Origin of the sequence: Sinomonas albida (genome assembly GCF_004919045.1) — a bacterium.
GTDB lineage: Bacteria > Actinomycetota > Actinomycetes > Actinomycetales > Micrococcaceae > Sinomonas > Sinomonas albida.
The window spans coordinates 146,134-163,304 of record NZ_SWDW01000008.1 but is presented as its reverse complement, the minus strand read 5'-3'; the positions used below and the strand labels follow the sequence as shown (position 1 = coordinate 163,304).

Genomic DNA, 17,171 nt, shown 5'->3' with positions numbered 1-17,171 from the left:
GGAGAACGAAGATGGCGATCGACAAGAGCAGGATCCGCGAATTCCCCCCGATCAGCATCACCATCAAGGACGAGACCGGCGGGGAGCTGCTCATCGGAGCATCCCGACAGACCGTGGTCGGCGGCAGCGAGGTCGAGGTCCGCCGCGAACTGCTGGGCCTGGTCGTCGCGCACGCCCGCACGGGCGGGTCCCCGGTCAGGGTCACCACCCGTGACCAGGAGAGCATCGGAGTGCTGCTGGTCTCCCCGGAAGGGGAGATCGAGGAGGAGTACTCCGAGTCTCTGGACGAGACGGTGGAGCCGGTGCCGGCCGCTGCGGAGACTCCCAGGCTCAAGCCCCAGGCCTCGCGTGGAGAAGGGCCGGCTGTCGAGCTGACCGCCCCGGGCGAGGCTGCGGACGGCTTCGACAGCATCGTGAAGAGCCTTGAAGATGGCGACCCAGCGCCTCCCGCCGAGTCTGAGGCCCCGGCCCCGGCGGCGGCGACGGTGCGCAGGTCCTTGCGGGACTCGCAGTCCTTCCTCGCGGTGCAGGACAACATTGAGCCGGCCAGGAAGGGCTGGCAGGGCAAGGCGAACGCCTTCGGGCTCGCCCTCGCCCCGGGCGCGGCGGAGCTGGCCGAGCGTGCGGACGAGCACCTCGTCTCCCGCATCTACTCAGGTCCGCGCACGATCGCTGTGGTGAACCAGAAGGGCGGCGCGGCGAAGACCCCCACCACTGTCTGCCTTGCGGCCGTCTTCGGCCGTGCCGGCGGCTCGGTGCTGGCCTGGGACAACAACGAGACAACCGGGTCACTGCCGTGGCGGGTGGAGCGCGGCGACCACGCCAGCTCGGCCCTGCAGGTCCTCGAGCGCTCGTCCCACCTGCTCTCGGACACCGCCCGCGCCGCGGACATCAACGCCTTCGTCCACCGCCAGACCGCAGACAAGTACGACGCGCTGTTCTCCGACCAGGACATCGACGGCGAGCACGAGATCACAGCCGACGAGGTCGACGTCCTGCACGCGGTCGCGTCGAAGTACTTCAACGTGATCCTGATGGACTCGGGCAACAACCACCGGGCCGCGAACTGGCGCCAGATGATCCGCCACACGGACCAGCTCGTCGTCACTGCCACCACGGTGGAGGACAGGGTCGAAGGTGCCCGCCTGACCCTGCAGGGCCTGGCCGGCCGCGACGAGCGCACCGCGCAGCTCGCGGCCGACGCCGTCGCGATCGTCTCCCAGGAGCAGCCCGGACACGAGAAGCTGGCCCAGCTGCACGCCGAGAAGTTCCGCCCCTACGTGCGCGAAGTCCACGTGATCCCGTTCGACCCGGCGCTCAAGGACGGCGTGATCCACTTCGGTGCCCTCCGTCCCGCCACCCAGCGGGCCTGGCTGGCCGCGGCAGCATCGGTCGCGAAGGGCCTCTGATGGCTGCCACCGCCCGCCATTCCGCCTCGAAGTGGCTCCAGGCCCTCGAGGTCGCCCCGGAGCCCACAGCGGCCCCGGCGGTCCGGGATGCCCCAGCCGGTCCCACGCGGCCGCAGAGGGGCGTGCGGTGGGAGTCGGAGACCGGTGTTCCGCGCACCACAGTCGTCGGGCCGTGTCCGGCTGTGTGGGTCATGGGGGCCCATGGCGGGGCAGAGGAGAGCACCCTCTGCGCCCTGCTCGAGAGCGCGGTGAGCACAGACCACGCATGGCCCGTCCGCCACGACCATGACCAGGAGCGCGGCGGCCAGGACGTGGTGCTGCTGGTCTGCCGCTCGAACGCAGCGGGGCTGCGCGCCGCCCAGCTCGCCGCCATCGAGTACGGCTCAGGGGCCCTGCCGGGGTCGCTGGCCGGGCTCGTGGTCATGGCCGATGCGCCCGGGCGGCTGCCGAAGGCCCTGACCGACCGGCTCCGGCTCGTCGCTGGTGCGGTGCCCCATCTGTGGCAGATGCCCTGGGTGGAGGGGTGGCGCTTGACCGAGACGCCGGACCCTGCCGCGCTGCCTCCGGCAGCGCGCGGCGTCCTGGACAAGATCCGGCTGCACACTGCCGCCGGCACCCAGTAGGAGGAGACATACATGCATCTGGAAGCGCTCAACCTCGCCGCGGACGTCCTGGCCGCGATCCCCAACCCCTCCCCGGAGGAGCCCCCGGGCGGTGCCGGGTTCCTGAAGATCCTCGGATGGGGTGCCTGGATCGTGTTCGGCCTCGGCGTCCTGGGCATCCTGTTCGCCGCGGGCAAGATGATGATCGACCAGAAGAGCGGGCACGGAGGCGGCCAGCACGCCCAGGCCCTCGGCATGGTCCTGGTCGGCTGCATCGTCGCCTCGGTGGCCTCGGGCATCGTCGGCGGTGTGGTGGCGGCCTCCGGGGGCATGGCATGAGCCAGCCCACCGAAGGCCAGGGCTCCCCTCAGGGCCAGAGCCCGTGGACCCGGCCCCGGTTCATCGCCAGCGCCGCCGTCGTCGTGGTGCTCATCGCCCTGGGCGTGGCCTACGTGGCCCTGCCATCCCCGAGCGCCGGACAGGCACCCGCGCCCACCTCTCCGGCGACGGCCGCCGCCACTGCACAGGCCAGCCAGAGCGTGTGTGGGCTTCCTGCAGGGGACCAGCGCTACCCGTCCGTGGGCCTGCCCACCAAGTGGGAGCTGCTGGGCCGGGTCGCGGTCCCGACCGATCCCAAGGGCAGCGGCCCGGGAAAGACTGACGGCAGCCTGCGAACCTGCTACCAGCACAGCCCCACGGGAGCCCTCTACGCCGCCGCGAACATCGTCGGCGTCGGGACGCTTCCCGGCGGGCCGACCGTCATCAACAAGAACTTCGCGGCGAAGTCACCAGCTCGGGATCAGGCCCTGGCCGCCCCGCCCACGCAGACACCACTTGATCCATCGATGAGTATGCAAATCGGTGGATTCAAGGTCGTCTCCTACGCGCCTGACTCCGCGACGATCGCACTGGGGATGAAAGTCACGCAGGACTCCCGGACCGGTTATGGGTCAGTGACCTACGCCCTGCGCTGGGAGGGCGGGGACTGGAAGGTCGTCCTTGAGGACAGCAGCACCTCGACATCACTCAAGGATCTGAGCGACTTCGTTCCGTGGACGGGGGTCTGACATGTTCCCGATGATCGTTCCCGCAAAGCAATGTTTACCAGCGGATCCAGGCTGCTGGGGCGGCGAAATCGTCAAGAACGTTGCTGGTGCTGCGGCGAACGGCGCTCTGGATCAGCTTCGGGATGCTGTGATCGAGGCGTGGGGGAAGGCCGTGGCGTGGCTGGGCACCTTCTGGGTGAACGTGGACACGACGCCTGTGATCACTCCGGGCACGGTGGACCAGCAGTCCGACGTGGTGTGGTGGGCGCAGAACCAGCTGTGGTGGTACACCCTCGTCCTGGTGGTCTTCGGCATCCTCGTCGGTGCCGGCCGGCTGGTGTGGGAGCAGCGCAGCAAGCATTTGATGGACATCGTGAAGCAGCTGATCACCTTCACGCTGGTGACAGGCTCCGGTGTGGCGGTGCTCCAGTTGCTCATCACCGGCTTCGACGAGATGGCCAAGGCCCTGCTGAGCAATGCCACGAAGGGGACCGGGTTCGCGCAGAGCGTCGCAGGGATGATCTCCCTGACCGGTGGCCTCGGGGTCCTGCTTGCCGTCATCTTCGGCGTGCTGGCGATCCTCGTGTCCTTGGTGCAGCTGGTGATGATGGTGTTCCGCTCCGGGATCCTGATCCTGCTGGCCGGCGGCCTGCCCACCGCCGCGGCGTTCACGAACACCGAGACGGGCAAGCAGTGGTTCCAGCGGTTCCTGTCCTGGCTGATCGCCTTCACCCTCTACAAGCCGGCCGCCGCGCTCTGCTACGCGGTGGCCTTCAAGCTCACCGGCTCGGACATCTTCGCCTCCGCGGATGAGGGTGTGAAGGCCATCGTGGGGCTGTCCCTGATGGTCCTGGCACTGGTGGCACTGCCTGCGCTGATGCGCCTGGTCACCCCGATGGTCGCCGCGGCGAGCGGCGGGGGAGCAGGCATGGCTGCCATGGGCGCCGCGGTCGGCTCTCTGGCCACCGGCGCGATCAACAACGGCCGGCTGGGCGGCGGCCGCAGCGGCTCCTCGAGCAGCGCGACCACCAGCCACAGCAGCAGTGCCAGCAGCACGACGGACCGTCAGGCGTCCGGGGCGAGCACGAACTCATCCCAGCCCAAGGCTGCCTCCGCCGCGCCCTCGGGGGCGAGCGCAGGAGCGGCGGGCAGCACGGGTGCCGGTGCAGCAGGAGCGGGAGCCGGTGGGGCTGCCGCCGCCGCGGGCCCGGCCGGGATCGCGGCCGCCGTCGGCGTGCAGGCCGTGAAGAAGGGCGCAGCCGCCGTGCAAGGCGCCGCAGAGTCAGCGGCGGGCGAAGGCCCGTCCGGAAGCCAGAAGGGATAGTCCATGGACACGAAGAAGCAGCAGGGCGTGCCGGAGCTGGCCCCGGGTGCGCCTGTCACCGTCTCCACCGTCAGGGGTGCCGGCGCTGTGCAGGAGACTTCGGGGCCCGCGGCTGCCGTCCTGGGCGAAGGCGGTGCGGCATGAGCGAGCAGACGACATACACGGAGCCGACCTACGGGAACTGGCGCAGGCCGCGCACTGCGGGCATCGGCAAGCTGGGGGCCCTGGAGACATGGGCCATGATCACGGCGCTGCTGGTGCTGCTGTTCGTGTTCCGGCTGGCGGGCCCGGTCTGGGGATTCATCACCTTCCTCGTGATGGGCATCGCCCTGGCGGTGTTCACGGTGCGGGACCGGCACGGGCAGTCCCGGATCAGCCGCATGGTCGCCAAGCGCGCGCATAGGAAGGCCGTGAACCGCCGTACGAACCTCTACCGCTCCGGCCCTGTCGGGCTCATTCCCAGCGGCACGGCGCAGCTGCCGGGCCTGCTGGCCAAGTCGCAGCTGCACCAGTTCACTGACTCCTTCGACCGCGCCTTCGCCCTGGTCTTCATGCCGGACACCAATCACGCCACGGTGGTGATCGAGTGCGAGCCCACCGGGATGTCCCTGGAGGACCCGCAGACGATTGACGCCTATGTGGCGAACTGGGGCGGCTGGCTGTCCGACCTGGGCAAGCAGTCCGACGTCGTAGCGGCGTCCGTGACGGTGGAGACGGCCCCGGACTTCGGTGTCCGGCTGCGTCAGGCCGTGGACACCCGGCGTCACCCGGATGCCCCCGAGGCGACGGTGCAGATGATGGAGGAGGTCAAGGCGACCTTCCCGCAGTCGGCCCCGGTGACCCGGGCCTTCCTCGCCGTGACGGTTACCGCTTGGCGGCAGGGCGCTCCGCGTCCCCGCAAGGTCGAGGACCTGGGCATCGACCTCGGCGCCCGGCTGGGAAAGCTCACCGAGCACCTGGAGCAGTGCGGGGCCGGCGACGCGCACCCGGTCACCGCCCAGACCCTCTGCGAGGTCGTCCGCAGCGCCTACGATCCCGCGGTGGCCAGGCACATCGCGGCCGCGCACGCCGAGGAGGTCACTCCGTCGCTGTCCTGGAACGACGTCGGCCCCATCGCCCACAACGCCGGGTGGGAATGGTACCGGCACGATTCGGGGTTCTCGAAGTCGTGGGTCATGTCGGTGGCCCCGCGCGGGGAGGTGTTCTCGAACGTGCTCGAGGCGATCCTGTCTCCGACCGGCGACGTGGACCGGAAGCGTGTGACGTTCCTCTTCCGCCCGGTGTCGGCAGCGAGGGCCATGGACGTGGCGGAGAAGGACGTCAACGCGGCCAAGAACCGGGCGGCCTCGACCGGCACCCCGAACTTCCGGGCCATCGACGACTACGCCAAGACGGTCCAGACCGCCAAGGAGGTCGCCAAGGACGCGGGAATGCTCAACTTCGGCGTGGTCATCACGGCCACCATCCGCAACGTGGAGGACGCCCTGGCCGTCAGCTACGGGGTGGAAGACCTGGCCGCGGAGTCCCAGCTGACCGTCCGTCCGGCCTACGGCGCCCAGGACACCGCCTTCGCCGCGTCGCTGCCGCTGGGCCTGGTCCTGCCCGACTACGTCATGGTCCCCTCCAAGATCCGAGAGGCAGTCTGATGAACCCGCTGAACCTGCTCCCCAGGCCCGCCCCGCGCAGTCGGCATTTCGACCCGCTCAAGCGCGGGTACCGGATTGCCGGCGGCGGATATGCGAACCTGCTGGACCTGCCCCCGGAGTACCGTGGCTCGTCCCGGCAGGTGTGCGGGCTGTGGCCGTTCTCCTCCGGCTCCGGAGCTCCTCTGGCGGGTGCGCCGCTGGGCCAGCAGATGATCACCGGCCAGGTGGTCGGGCTCGACCACTTCGGAGCCTTCGAAGAGGGCCTGATCCCGAATCCGTCCGTGTACTTCATGTCCAACCCGGCCCTGGGGAAGTCCACCGCGGTGGGGAAGATGTGCCTGTGGCTGGCCTACCGGGGCGTTCCGAGCATGTACCTCGGGGACGTCAAGGGCGAGCACGTCCTGCGCACCCGGAAGGCTGACGGGAAGGTCAACCGCCTCGGGGCCGGGCGCGGCTACCTGAACCCGCTGGACCCTGGGGGCTCGGCCCGGGCGGTCGAGCGGCTGACCGGCACGCTCCGGGAGGAAGTGGCCCGAGGCGCGCACGAGCAGCGCAAGGCCCTGATGATGGCCCTCATCACCGTCTCGAGGGAGTCCAAGCCCTCCGAGCAGGAGGACCTGATCCTGGGCAGGGCGCTGGAGATCCTCTACGACCGGCACGACGGCGTGCCGCTGGTACGGGACCTGGAGAAGCTGATCGCCGAGGCGCCGGAGGACCTGCGCACGGTGGTCCTGGACCGGGGGGACATGGACCGCTACCTCGACGCCACCGATGCCCTGCGGACCTCCCTGATCGGCATCGCCACCGGTTCCGGCCCGCTGGGGGACATGTTCTCCCGGCACACCACCGAGCAGCTGGATATGACCCGTTCCGTCTGCTTCGACCTCTCGGCACTGCCCGACACGCAGCCGCAGAAGCAGGCCGCCGGGCTGCTGGCCTGCTGGTCTGTCGGGTTCGAGGCCGTCAACACCGCCCAGGTCCTCGCCGACGCCGGCCTCGAGCCCCGGCGGAACTACAACATCGTCCTGGACGAGTTCTGGCGCGCGCTGCGCGTCGGGCGCGGGATCGTGGACAAAGCCGACTCCCTGACCCGGCTCAACCGCAACGAGGGGGTGGGGCAGATGATGATCTCCCACACCCTCAAGGACTTCGAGGCCGTGGCCGACGAGACGGACCGGGCCAAGGCCAAGGGCTTCGTCGAACGCTGCGCGATGGTCGTCCTCGGTGGCCTCGGCGCCAAGGAGCTGTCCGAGGTCGAGCACTTCCGCCGTCTCACCCGGCAGGAGAAGCGCCGGGTGGAGTCCTGGGCGGACGTGAAGAAGATCACCACCAACCAGCACGGCAGGACCGCCCCCTACGGGCGCGGGAAGTTCCTCATCAAGCTCGGCCAGGCCCCCGGCATCCCGGTCCAGATGAAGCTGACCGGTGTGGAGGACGAGATCTCGGACACCAACACCCGGTGGGAGAGCCTGCGCAAGCAGGGCGCCTCCACCGAGGAGATCGAGCGGGAGATCTTCGGAGAAGAGGGGCAGGACAACATAGAAGGAGCAGACAGTGCAGCAGCGTAGGACGTCGCAGGTCGCCCCGGGCACCTGGGCCCTGTTCATGGGCCTGGGCCTGGTGGTCGCCGTCGTCCTGGTGGTCGACGCCGGGCTGTACGGCGGGTCGTGGGTCAGCCGGGACGGGCAGAAGCTGCCCCTGAACCCGATGGAGGCCCCCTTCGGGCTGATCGCGGGCCGACTCCACTGGTCGACGGCGTCCACAGGCTCTCTCGCCGCCGTCCTGGTCCTCATGGCCCTGCTCGGGGCCCTGGTGGTCTGGGTCCGCGTCCGCGCCGCGAAGGGGCTCTCCCGCGTCGACTACAAGGCCGCGCAGATGGGACGGGGCAAGGACATTGCCATGCTCACCGAGCGGGGAGCACGCCGAGCGGCCAGGCGCTTCGGGCTCACCTGGCCCGGGATCTTCCTCGGGATCTCGGTCGCCGGGCTGGCCCGGCTCGTGGCCGACGTCGAATCCGTGGCGCTGTCGATCTTCGGCCCCCGCCAGGGCAAGACTGCCTCCCAGGTCATCCCGGCGGTGCTGGACGCCCCGGGCGCGGTCGTCTCGACCTCGAACAAGCCTGACGTCATCGACGCCACGCGGCTGCCCCGGGGCCTCAAGGGCACCGTATGGGCTTTCAACCCGCAGAAGATCAGCCCCGACCGGGCCAGCTGGTGGTGGAACCCGCTCAGCTACGTGGTGGACGACGACCACGCCCAGAAGCTCGCGGATATCTTCAAGGTGGCCGGGCGCGGGCCGAATGTGAAGGGTGAGGACCCCTACTTCGACAACGAGGGCCGGGACATGCTCGCGGCCCTGCTGCTGGCCGCTGCCCTGGGGAAGAAGCCGATCGTGACCGTCTACGACTGGATCACGGGCGGCAACGTCGGGATGAAGGAGCCCCAGGCCGTCCTCGCCGCCGCCGAGGGCGGCAAGTACGCCGCGTTCGGGCTCGCCCTGGAAGCGCAGCTCCAGCTCGACCCGGGCCAGCGCGACGGCATCGTGGGCACGGCCAAGGCCATGTGCGCGGTGCTGAAGTCCACCGGGGCGCGCCACTGGGTGAACCCGACCGGCCCGGGGGACAACCGCCCAGAGTTCAGCCCTGCCGAGTTCGTCCGGGGCACGGACACCCTGTACCTGCTCTCCAAGGAGGGCGGCGGGTCCGCGGCGGCGCTGACGACCGCGCTGACCGTCGCCGTGGCAGACGCCGCCGAGGCCCACGCCATGACCCAGCCATTCCGCCGGCTGCCAGTGCCGCTGGTGTTCGCCCTCGATGAGATCGCCAACGTGTGCATCTGGAAGGACCTGCCGGACAAGTACTCCCATTTCGGGTCCAAGGGCCTTCTGCCGGTCGCCTGGCTCCAGTCGTACTCACAGGGCGTGCGGCTGTGGGGCGAGGAGGGCATGAAGGCGATCTACTCTGCCGCGACGGTGAAGGTCATCGGCTCCGGCCTGGACGAAGAGGGCTTCCTGCGGCAGGTGTCCTCCACGCTGGGGGAATACCGCTACGACACGGTCAACGTCACTGCCGGGGACCGCAGGAGCGTGTCCATGAGCCCCGACGGCGGCAAGGAGCACATCTGGACCGTGGGGGACCTCGCGGCCATGCCGATCGGGCGGGCCATCGTCAAGCGCGCCGGAGCTCCCGGGGCGCTCATCAAGACGGTGCGGTGGATGGACACCCCGCACGCCGATGCCGTGTGGTTCTCCCTGGACCTCAATGACCCGACCCCGGAGAGCAGGAAGAAGGCGGCGGAGGCCCAGGCCCGGCGCACCGCGTGGACGCCGTTCGAGCGCCTAGTGCTGCGCCGCGCCGGCGAGAAGCCGGACTCCCTGGTGGACGCCTACCGGGTCGCGCTGAACATGCAGCAGAACAGCAGCCTGCAAATGCAGCAACCCATCAATACAGTTCCCCAGCCGATGCCAGCGAAGGCCTCGGCTGCCTCGAAGTGGCTGGAGGCGGCACGTCATGACTGAGCCGATCGACGCCTGGGAGGAGTCCCCGGAGCCGGAGGAGACCGCGGCGCCCGCCGCCGTGGACGGCGGGGAGGACGGGCGGGGCTTCCTGCTCAGTGTCACGGACGTCCTCGCCCAGATCGCCGAGGAGGCCGAGCCGATCAAGGCCGGCCGCTGGCGGTCCCTCGTCATGCACGGCAAGGCACCGGCCCCACTGGGCTGGGAGCCGCCGCAGTGGGACTACGACGCGGTGGAGGCATGGATCCACCGGGCTCTGGAGGACGGAACCCTCAAGCCGGTGCCGAAGGCGACTTCCGAGGCGGTCCCGGAGCCGGAGCTGGTGTACGGGTCCACGGCGGAGTGGGTGGCCAAGTTCCTCGTGCCGGTCTACCGGCGCCAGCTGACCGCCACTGGGGACAAGACCACATGGTGCCCCCAGTGGTGGAAGCACGCGGAGGCGATCATCCGCCTCGAGGCCCTGTGGCGGGCGTGGGAGCACCTGCGCCTGGACGGGCGCACCGGCATGAGCGTGTGGCTCAAGGACCATCTGGACCACCATCTGCCGGTCCTCACCGACGCCACCAGCGGCCCGTTCAACGGCTGCAAGCCGGACAGGCACGCGGAGAGCCCCTTGGGCCAGTTCCAACTGGTGGCCCCGCCACCCGAGCTGTTCCCCGACGTGCGCGAATCCAAGGATGAAGGAGGTACCCAGTCATGAGCACTCACCACTCAGACGGCGTGGGCGAGGCAGTGGACGACATGCTGCGCCAGGCGGTCATGGTCGCCGCCCGGCTCGGAGAGATTGCCGCCCGGGCCCGGCAGGAGCACCTCGCCCAGGCCCGTGCGGCCTCCGAACGGGCGGGCCGCGAGCTCGCGGCCCGCTTCGAGGCCGAGCGCGGTGCGGCGCGCGCCTCCCTCGCGGGCGCCCGGTCCGACTCCTGGTGGGCCGAGGCCGACCCGGAGCGGATCGGGGCCGCGTACAAGACCGCCGTGTCCTGGGCAGGCCAGGACGCGGAGATCGCCCAGACGCTGCGGCACATGGATGAGCAGCTGGCCGAGCGCGGTGTGCACGTCACGGCCTCGATGCCGGGCCGGGTCACCGACCTGCTGCGCTCACGGCAGTGGGTGGCCGAGCACGATCCGTTCATGGACGGGGCATGGACCCGGGAGATGAGTCAGGCCCGCAGCCACGAGGAGCGGGACCGCCTCAACGTCGCCCTGGTCAGCGCCTGGCTGGCCCGTCCGGAGGCACAGCAGGCCAACGCCGCTGCCAGCGAGCTGGAGGCGGCGAAGGCCTGGGCCGCCTCTGCCGACCCGGAGCGGTTCGCGCAGTGGACCCGCAGCCACGCCGCCGCCGACACGGTGGCGGCCGCGCGGTCCGACGAGGCCGAGCTGGTCCGCCGCTGGAAGGCCGAGACGGGGCAGCCCGCCGAGGCACAGGCTGTGTCCGTGGAGACGGACAGGCTCACCGGGGATGCCGTCCGGGAGGCCGGCGCCGCGGACGGCCACCGTGTGGACGGAGACCGGGCCATGGGCCGGTCCCAGGAGTGGGACGGGGTGGCAACGGACTTGGACGGCCCCTCCGAGGAGGATCTGGCGTGGGCCGCTCGGCAGGAGCAGCAACGGGAGGAGTCTGTGGCGCACGATGAGTGGGACACGGCGGAGCGGCGCGGGGAGTTCGCCGCGTCACTCCAGGGACTGGCCGACCAGACTGCCGTGGACGCCCGCGTGCTGGCCGACGTCAGTCAGGGGACCCATCCCCGCCAGGCCGTCGCCACCGCCCCGCGCAATGCCCCCGAGGCCCGACCGAACAACAACGGGGCGAGGAAGTCCCAGCTGACGAAAGGTAGCCGCTGATGCGACTGGACGTAGTAAAAGACCCAAGCCTTGATGAGTTCTTCGGCCCGGCCCTCGCAGCAGATATGCGCAATTCCGTCTACGCGGGCGGTGACTGCCGGTACTGCGGCAAGCAGCTGCGCGATGGCGACAAGGTGCGCCTGGACGCCGCCACAGAACACTTCCCCACGGTGTGGGCTCGCCATGCCACCTGCGCGCCGACAACAGCTACCGATCTGGCCTCATCGATGATCACCCCCATGACCTGGCTGACACTGGGCCTGACCATTCCCACCAAAAGCGCTTCCAGCAAGCCCCGGCAGTTGCCGCTTGCGATCCTGAATCCGAGCGTCGACGGCTTCAGCTTCCGCCCGGGCGTCGAGGCCTGGCCCCGAAGCCTGAAGGATTACTACCTCTCCCAAGGGTTCTCCGAGCCGGGGAATCTGAAGCTGGGCACCGCGTCCGATCCGCACTGGTTCGGGTCGCTGAACGGTCTGGAATTCAAGTTCTCCATGAGCCCGATCGGCTCTGACTACATCGCCAAGATGCCGATTGCGGCCCCTGCCGCAATCGAGGACTGGGGCGGCGTATCCCTGATCCTGACGCACTCGATCGTCCCGGCCGAAGCTATCGCTTCCGAACAGGACTTCCGCTCGTTCCTGCACGGAGGCGACTATGTCCAAGCCTGGATCCCGGTAAGGAAGTAGCAATAACCACCGACCCGAACACTCGGCGACAATAGCTCTCACGCTGGGACTCCGGCACCCGTCTATCCTTTTCACCAAGCGCCCCATTCGGGCTCATCACTGCTGGGGGCCATCGTGAAGACATGCCGGACATGCGGAGGGCTCAAGCCGTTCACCGAGTACCACAAGTCGAAGATGTACAAGGATGGGCTACGGCCCAGCTGCAAGGCGTGCCGCAAGGCCGCGGCGGCCGAATACTACCTCGCAGACAAAGACCGCATCGACGCCCGAAACAAGGCATACCGTGCCGCCAACGCAGAGAGCGTCAACGCTCAGGAACGCCGCTGGCGCGAAGCGAACAAGGAACGCCACGCGGCCACCACCAAAGCATGGGCCGAGGAGCACAAAGAACACCGGTCAGCCCAGGCCGCGGCAAGGTATGCCGCCGACCCAGCGAAGCACCTAGAGCGCAACCGCGCGTGGTACGAGGCCAACAAGGGGAAGTACTCGGAAACCGTCAAGCGTTGGCAGGAGGCCAACGCTGAAAAGGTTGGCATCATGCGACGAAACGCCGCAAGCAAGCGACGTGCTCGAATGCGTGATCAGGACTGTGGGTGCGTCACCGCGCAAACACTCGAAGAGGTCATCGTCGCGTACGGGCCAGCGTGCGTGTACTGCGGCGGACCGTTCGAGGACATCGACCACGTCCAGCCCATCGCGCGCGGTGGCCTCCACTGCGTGGCCAACCTCGTTCCGGCATGTGCCCGCTGCAACCGGAGCAAGCTGAAGAAGACGCTCGCTGAATGGCTCGAGCAATATCCCGAGTACGGGGACACGGTGGCGCTGACCCGGCTTCTCGCCTGCCCGAATGGCTCATCCCCAACAATGAACAACAATGAGTGACTGCCCTGTCTCTCCTCGGACTCATCTAGGCGGCGAATTGCCGCATGGGGAGCATCCGAAGCCGCCGGGCGGGAGGCAGGTGGTCCTAGATCAAGCCGTCTCCCAGGTCCTGAATCAGGCTGCCATAGTCACCCCTTTGCGTTCTGCGATAGCTGATCCCCCCGAGATGGCAGACACCCCGTCTGCCCGCTAACGACGGCCCCTCGCGCTCCTCCTTCGCGCCGAGGGGCCGTCGGTCGTTTGTCAAACTCCCCCAAACGCCGTCCACTGCATGTCAAGAAGCCTTGACGCCGTGGGGCGTGGCCGGGGAAACCGTCATCGGTTCCTGCCCTGGTCCTTGTCCCTGCCGGGGCGGGACTTGGTGCCCCGGGAGGTCTCCGGCGCGGACACGGGGGCCGTGGCCGGAGCGCCCGGGAATGCCTGGGCAACGAGGCGCTGGACCTTCTCCTGCTCGCTCTCCACACCCGGTGCGTCGGCGAGCCAGCGGGACCCTGCGGAGGGCGGCGCCTGCTCAGTCGCGCGCTGGGTCCGGAGGGCCTGGAGGTCTCCGCGGACGATGGTGAGCCTGTCCATGGCCGCGGCCCTGACCCGCTCGGCGTCGCCGAGCCTGCCGGCGGTCTTGTGCATGTCGTGGATGGCGCGCATGGTGTTGCGCAGCTGGGCCAGCAGCAGGGCGTGCCCGGCTGCCGTGGATGGCCCGACGGAGGTCTGCATGAGCAGCATGCCTGCGCCCTTCGCGCTGGGCATGGGCGCGTGCTCGACCCGGGGCGGGAAGCGGCGCAGCTGGGCCGTGCGGGCCAGCGCCTTGGCGGTGTCCGCCAGCGGCCCGGGCACTGCCTCGGTGCGCAGACTCCAGGCGGCGAAGGCACCGGAGGTTTCGCGTGCGACCTGGGCCCAGAGGGCGTCATCGTCGAGCGGGATCGTCTTCATCCGCTCGTAGAGCTGGCCGACTTCGGCGGTGGCCTTCTCCCACTCGGCAGGAGTTGGTTCGCGGCCCTCGCGGCCCTCGGTGATCGGGCGCTTCCCCTGGGCGGCCGCCTGCCATTCGGCAAGGGCTGCGGCCACGGTCTCGTCCGTGACGTTCCAGCCCTTGCGCAGCTGCGGCAGGGTCAGGTCCCGGGCGATCCTTCCGCCGCCGAACCACACCGGCTTCTCCGCCTTGCTCTCCGGCCGGAGGGCGACTGAATAGCCGGCAACGGCCCCGGTGCCGCCCTGGGCGAAGCGGGGTCGCACGAGGACCCCGGAACGGCGCAGGCGCCGGACGAACTCGGCCTCGTCCATGCTCGCGGTGGACGCCGCCCGCAGGACGCGCTGGAGCCGGTCACGGTCCAGCTCTGCCGCGCCCATCGCGACGGCGCGTTCCCGTTCCTTGGGGTGGTAGCCGCGCTCGGCATGCGGCCCGCGCACGACGCGCAGACCGTGCTCCTCCTCGAGCTCCGCGCAGGCGTCCTGGGCGCGCTTGAAGTCCTTGTGCTGGCTCCACCGGGTGCCGTCCTCGCGGACCATGGAGACGGCAAGGTGGATGTGGTCATTGCCCGCCTTGCTGGACCCGTGGTGGATGGCAATCCACCGGCACGGCGGCTTGCCGTCGCTGCCGGTGAAACCCATCTTCTCCGCGAAGCCGTGGGCGATCTTCCCCCACGCTTCATCACTGAGCTGTCCCTCATCGGCAGGCAGGCTCAGCGAGACGTGGAAGACGTGCCTGGCCCCTTCCTTGCCGGCACCGAAGACGGACTTGGGGATGTCCATCTCGCGGCCGAGAGCAAGGGCCGCCTCGGCGTCCAGGCGCTGCCCGACCTCGACACTGACGATCGACTCGGACGCCGCGATCAGCCGCTGGTCCTTGTGCTCGTTCGCACGGCCCGGGCCCACCAGGTAGTTGATGAGCCCGACCATGCGGTCACCCTTGGTGACGTTCGGGATCATGGGCGCATCACCTGCACCACGGCCTCGTCAATGCGGGCCATGAGACGACGTGCAGCGGCCACCGCCGCGGCGGCGTCATCGGGGAATTCTCCGGTGGCGTTCGCGTGCCGGGCGATCTGGTTCACGTTGTTCGACACAGCCCCGAGAAGGGTCCGGATCCCCAGCAGCTCCTGCGCGAGGTTGCGGCGGTCGAAAGCAGTCTCCCCCGGCTGCGCCATGGCGCTCTCGAACAGCAGGCGCGGTGGCGTCACACCCTGCTGCTCGGCCTTGACGACGACAGCGGCCTTCTCCTCCGGGGAGCACCAGACCTTGATGTACTCCTTGCGGCCGCCCCGCTCGTTGTCACGGCGCGACTTGCCGAGGCGCCGTACCGTCTTGGCCTCGCCCATGACGCTCCTTCCGGCCCAGCGCAGCGACCCCGAACCTCGGGGACTCACACGCCAGTGTGCCAGAAGCCCGACCCCCGGGTCGAGCTTCCAAGCCATTTACGGGCATGTAAATGTATAGCTTGCTCCTCCCTGGGGGCCGAACAGGTTTGAGAAACCATCGTGCCAACAGCTATTAAACCCAGCTGCGAAGCGAGCACTTCGGTAGGCTGAAACCATGGACATTCAGCAGATCGAAGAGGCGGCGAACCGCAAGCTTGAGCAGGACCGAAACGATCGGATCGTCGCCGTGCGCGAGTACGCTGCGGCAGCCAAGCGAAGCGCTGAAGCCCGCGCCGAACTCGCCGCCGCCGATGAGGACCACCTCGCCAAGTACCGTGTCGCCATCCGGCACGGCTGGACCGAATCGGATCTGAAGGGATTCGGCATCGAGCCGCCCGCCAAGAAGCTCGGCGGTCGGCCCCGCAAGGCCCGCACCTCGCCCCGGTCACGCACCCCCGAAACCGTGGCGGAGTCCCCCACAGGCGAGCACTGACCGCTGCCGGCCTGCCGGCCGCCGTGGTCACCGCTGCAAGGCTTTGGACGAGGCACTGGGCCGGCGCGGTGTCGCGGCGCGACCCGGGGCCTCGGACGGCCGTCCCCCACTTCTAGAGAGCAGCCTCATTCCGCGGACACAGCTCACGCGTTCCGCGCGGACGGGCCCGCCAGGATTCCTGAATCACCTCATGCAGCAAGGGCCGCTCCCGATGGGAGCGGCCCTTGCTGTGTGCCGAAGCGGGCACTCGGTCTCATCAGCGCTCGTCGACGGCGTCGGCGAGGTGTGGGCGGAGCTTGGCGCGCAGTGCTCGGGCGTCGGTGAGGAAGCGGTGGTTGGTGTGCCAGAGCTTGTCGCCGATCTCGGCGCGGGGCTCGGCGTCCCAGGCTGTCGCTGTGCGCTCGAGGTCGGCCAGGAGGAGGTCTGCGCTGCGGAGCTCCTCCGGCGTCCAGGCGGCCAGTTCCTCGTCGGTGGCCTCGCCGACTGCGGCCATCGCGTCTGCGGTCTCCTCGATCCTGGACGGCTCAGGAAGCGGGGGCCGCGCGGTGCTCTTCGAGGTGTGCATGGTCCCTCTCAATGCGGGTCGTTGGTATGGGCGATGAGAGCAGAAGAGCGGGATGGCACGGTTCACCACAAACCGTATGGCCATCCCGCTCTCTGCCTTTCCCGAACACAGGGAAATCCTGCGCGGTGCACCTCGGCCGCCCAGCGGCCGGCTCATACACGTGCTGGCACAGACTCTAGCCGCGGCCGGTTCCGCACGGAGGGTGGGGCCGCGGCTATGTGGGGTGACACGCTGGCGGCCGGCGGCCGCGCACCTGTTGCGCGCCGACCGCCGCCCGGAGCTCTGCGGAGGCTGGCCGCGCCACCCTCGAAGGTGAAGGTGACGCGGCCGATGTGTTCTAGTCGAGGAATCCGGTGAAGGGACGGCGGAGGTCATCGGGCAGGTCCGCCGCCGTCTCGGGCAGGCGGGTCGGGCCGTGTCCGTTCAGCTGCCACCAGCCGAAGGCCTCGGCGCTGATGGCTTCCCAGCAGCGGGGCTGCTGGCGGTACCAACGGGTCTGGACGTCGCCCTCGACATAGGTGGCGAAGCCGTAGATGGGTCCGTCCTCGGCCTCGAGCGTGCGGGTGGCGACGATGACGTAGGGCCACTGGCCCAGGTCCCAGCCTTCCGCTCCCCACATGCCGGGGGTGGCCCAGCCTCGGTCGGTGACCTCGTCCATCCAGTCGTAGCCGCCGTTCATGTGGTAGTCGAGCAGGACGGGGGCGGTCACCGGCTCGCGGGTGTCGAGGGTGGTCATGTGCCTGGTCTCTTCGATGAAGGCCATTTCTCTCTCCTGTGTTCGGTGGGTCGGGAGGTGTGTGGTGACCAGCCGG

The 17,171-nt window shown here is 69.5% G+C and carries 18 protein-coding genes; 14 read left to right on the top strand and 4 right to left on the bottom strand.

Annotation, left to right across the window (positions count from 1 at the left end; all coding sequences use genetic code 11):
- Nucleotides 1-11 precede the first annotated feature (11 nt).
- From E6A26_RS10055 to E6A26_RS17755, 13 genes are all read left to right on the top strand, one after another.
- Nucleotides 12-1,409, top strand: a complete 1,398-nt coding sequence (locus tag E6A26_RS10055; protein WP_136611057.1) for a MinD/ParA family ATP-binding protein — start codon at nt 12-14, stop codon at nt 1,407-1,409.
- A complete protein-coding gene (locus E6A26_RS10050; RefSeq protein WP_136611056.1) occupies nt 1,409-2,032 on the top strand; it encodes a DUF6668 family protein in 624 nt (207 codons plus the stop codon). Before E6A26_RS10055 ends, E6A26_RS10050 begins: the two co-directional genes overlap by 1 nt.
- A 12-nt stretch (nt 2,033-2,044) precedes the next feature.
- On the top strand, nt 2,045-2,350 hold the full coding sequence (locus tag E6A26_RS10045) for a hypothetical protein (protein WP_136611055.1): 306 nt from the start codon (nt 2,045-2,047) through the stop codon (nt 2,348-2,350).
- Nucleotides 2,347-3,078 (top strand): hypothetical protein, encoded by a 732-nt coding sequence (locus tag E6A26_RS10040; RefSeq protein ID WP_136611054.1) that lies wholly within the window; start codon nt 2,347-2,349, stop codon nt 3,076-3,078. Before E6A26_RS10045 ends, E6A26_RS10040 begins: the two co-directional genes overlap by 4 nt.
- Before the next feature lie 127 nt (nt 3,079-3,205).
- On the top strand, nt 3,206-4,381 hold the full coding sequence (locus E6A26_RS17600) for a hypothetical protein (RefSeq protein ID WP_168928715.1): 1,176 nt from the start codon (nt 3,206-3,208) through the stop codon (nt 4,379-4,381).
- Nucleotides 4,382-4,384: 3 nt separating this feature from the next.
- Entirely contained in the window at nt 4,385-4,525 is a 141-nt protein-coding gene (locus E6A26_RS17595) for a hypothetical protein (RefSeq protein WP_168928714.1), read from the top strand.
- Nucleotides 4,522-6,027 (top strand): SCO6880 family protein, encoded by a 1,506-nt coding sequence (locus E6A26_RS10020; protein WP_136611050.1) that lies wholly within the window; start codon nt 4,522-4,524, stop codon nt 6,025-6,027. The genes E6A26_RS17595 and E6A26_RS10020 overlap by 4 nt, the downstream gene beginning before the upstream one ends.
- Entirely contained in the window at nt 6,027-7,595 is a 1,569-nt protein-coding gene (locus E6A26_RS10015; protein WP_136611049.1) for an ATP/GTP-binding protein, read from the top strand. Before E6A26_RS10020 ends, E6A26_RS10015 begins: the two co-directional genes overlap by 1 nt.
- Nucleotides 7,582-9,543, top strand: coding sequence for a type IV secretory system conjugative DNA transfer family protein (locus tag E6A26_RS10010; protein ID WP_136611048.1), 1,962 nt, complete (start codon nt 7,582-7,584; stop codon nt 9,541-9,543). Before E6A26_RS10015 ends, E6A26_RS10010 begins: the two co-directional genes overlap by 14 nt.
- Complete coding sequence (locus E6A26_RS10005; RefSeq protein WP_234865318.1) at nt 9,536-10,240, top strand: DUF4913 domain-containing protein; 705 nt, start codon at nt 9,536-9,538, stop codon at nt 10,238-10,240. The genes E6A26_RS10010 and E6A26_RS10005 overlap by 8 nt, the downstream gene beginning before the upstream one ends.
- Complete coding sequence (locus tag E6A26_RS10000; protein WP_136611047.1) at nt 10,237-11,379, top strand: hypothetical protein; 1,143 nt, start codon at nt 10,237-10,239, stop codon at nt 11,377-11,379. Before E6A26_RS10005 ends, E6A26_RS10000 begins: the two co-directional genes overlap by 4 nt.
- The gene (locus E6A26_RS09995; RefSeq protein ID WP_136611046.1) at nt 11,379-12,065 is read left to right on the top strand and encodes a hypothetical protein; all 687 of its coding nucleotides are present in this window, start codon (nt 11,379-11,381) and stop codon (nt 12,063-12,065) included. Before E6A26_RS10000 ends, E6A26_RS09995 begins: the two co-directional genes overlap by 1 nt.
- 174 nt (nt 12,066-12,239) lie before the next feature.
- The gene (locus E6A26_RS17755; RefSeq protein ID WP_136611045.1) at nt 12,240-12,947 is read left to right on the top strand and encodes an HNH endonuclease; all 708 of its coding nucleotides are present in this window, start codon (nt 12,240-12,242) and stop codon (nt 12,945-12,947) included.
- A gap of 315 nt (nt 12,948-13,262) precedes the next feature.
- Here the strand turns inward: E6A26_RS17755 and E6A26_RS09985 are convergent, their stop codons facing one another.
- On the bottom strand, nt 13,263-14,873 hold the full coding sequence (locus E6A26_RS09985; RefSeq protein ID WP_136611044.1) for a relaxase/mobilization nuclease domain-containing protein: 1,611 nt from the start codon (nt 14,871-14,873) through the stop codon (nt 13,263-13,265).
- Nucleotides 14,870-15,262 carry a plasmid mobilization protein gene (locus E6A26_RS09980; protein ID WP_168928713.1) on the bottom strand — a complete coding sequence of 131 codons (393 nt, stop codon included), beginning with the start codon at nt 15,260-15,262 and terminating at the stop codon, nt 14,870-14,872. Before E6A26_RS09980 ends, E6A26_RS09985 begins: the two co-directional genes overlap by 4 nt.
- A gap of 214 nt (nt 15,263-15,476) precedes the next feature.
- On the opposite strand from E6A26_RS09980, the gene E6A26_RS09975 reads away from it, so the two are divergent.
- The gene (locus tag E6A26_RS09975) at nt 15,477-15,794 is read left to right on the top strand and encodes a hypothetical protein (protein ID WP_136611042.1); all 318 of its coding nucleotides are present in this window, start codon (nt 15,477-15,479) and stop codon (nt 15,792-15,794) included.
- Between the two features lie 256 nt (nt 15,795-16,050).
- On the opposite strand, the gene E6A26_RS09970 is transcribed toward E6A26_RS09975, so the two are convergent.
- Both E6A26_RS09970 and E6A26_RS09965 read right to left on the bottom strand, forming a co-directional pair.
- The gene (locus E6A26_RS09970; protein WP_136611041.1) at nt 16,051-16,359 is read right to left on the bottom strand and encodes a hypothetical protein; all 309 of its coding nucleotides are present in this window, start codon (nt 16,357-16,359) and stop codon (nt 16,051-16,053) included.
- 337 nt (nt 16,360-16,696) lie between these two features.
- On the bottom strand, nt 16,697-17,122 hold the full coding sequence (locus E6A26_RS09965; RefSeq protein WP_136611040.1) for a hypothetical protein: 426 nt from the start codon (nt 17,120-17,122) through the stop codon (nt 16,697-16,699).
- Nucleotides 17,123-17,171: the final 49 nt, after the last annotated feature.

Bases quoted from the DNA above. Each gene is read 5' to 3' on its own strand.
- E6A26_RS10055 (WP_136611057.1), top strand. From the start codon at position 12: ATGGCGATCGACAAGAGCAGGATCCGCGAATTCCCCCCGATCAGCATC.
- E6A26_RS17595 (WP_168928714.1), top strand. From the start codon at position 4,385: ATGGACACGAAGAAGCAGCAGGGCGTGCCGGAGCTGGCCCCGGGTGCG.
- E6A26_RS10040 (WP_136611054.1), top strand. From the start codon at position 2,347: ATGAGCCAGCCCACCGAAGGCCAGGGCTCCCCTCAGGGCCAGAGCCCG.
- E6A26_RS10000 (WP_136611047.1), top strand. From the start codon at position 10,237: ATGAGCACTCACCACTCAGACGGCGTGGGCGAGGCAGTGGACGACATG.
- E6A26_RS10015 (WP_136611049.1), top strand. From the start codon at position 6,027: ATGAACCCGCTGAACCTGCTCCCCAGGCCCGCCCCGCGCAGTCGGCAT.
- E6A26_RS10045 (WP_136611055.1), top strand. From the start codon at position 2,045: ATGCATCTGGAAGCGCTCAACCTCGCCGCGGACGTCCTGGCCGCGATC.
- E6A26_RS10050 (WP_136611056.1), top strand. From the start codon at position 1,409: ATGGCTGCCACCGCCCGCCATTCCGCCTCGAAGTGGCTCCAGGCCCTC.
- E6A26_RS17755 (WP_136611045.1), top strand. From the start codon at position 12,240: ATGTACAAGGATGGGCTACGGCCCAGCTGCAAGGCGTGCCGCAAGGCC.
- E6A26_RS10005 (WP_234865318.1), top strand. From the start codon at position 9,536: ATGACTGAGCCGATCGACGCCTGGGAGGAGTCCCCGGAGCCGGAGGAG.
- E6A26_RS09965 (WP_136611040.1), bottom strand. From the start codon at position 17,122: ATGGCCTTCATCGAAGAGACCAGGCACATGACCACCCTCGACACCCGC.
- E6A26_RS09975 (WP_136611042.1), top strand. From the start codon at position 15,477: ATGGACATTCAGCAGATCGAAGAGGCGGCGAACCGCAAGCTTGAGCAG.
- E6A26_RS09985 (WP_136611044.1), bottom strand. From the start codon at position 14,873: ATGATCCCGAACGTCACCAAGGGTGACCGCATGGTCGGGCTCATCAAC.
- E6A26_RS09980 (WP_168928713.1), bottom strand. From the start codon at position 15,262: ATGGGCGAGGCCAAGACGGTACGGCGCCTCGGCAAGTCGCGCCGTGAC.
- E6A26_RS09970 (WP_136611041.1), bottom strand. From the start codon at position 16,359: ATGCACACCTCGAAGAGCACCGCGCGGCCCCCGCTTCCTGAGCCGTCC.
- E6A26_RS09995 (WP_136611046.1), top strand. From the start codon at position 11,379: ATGCGACTGGACGTAGTAAAAGACCCAAGCCTTGATGAGTTCTTCGGC.
- E6A26_RS10020 (WP_136611050.1), top strand. From the start codon at position 4,522: ATGAGCGAGCAGACGACATACACGGAGCCGACCTACGGGAACTGGCGC.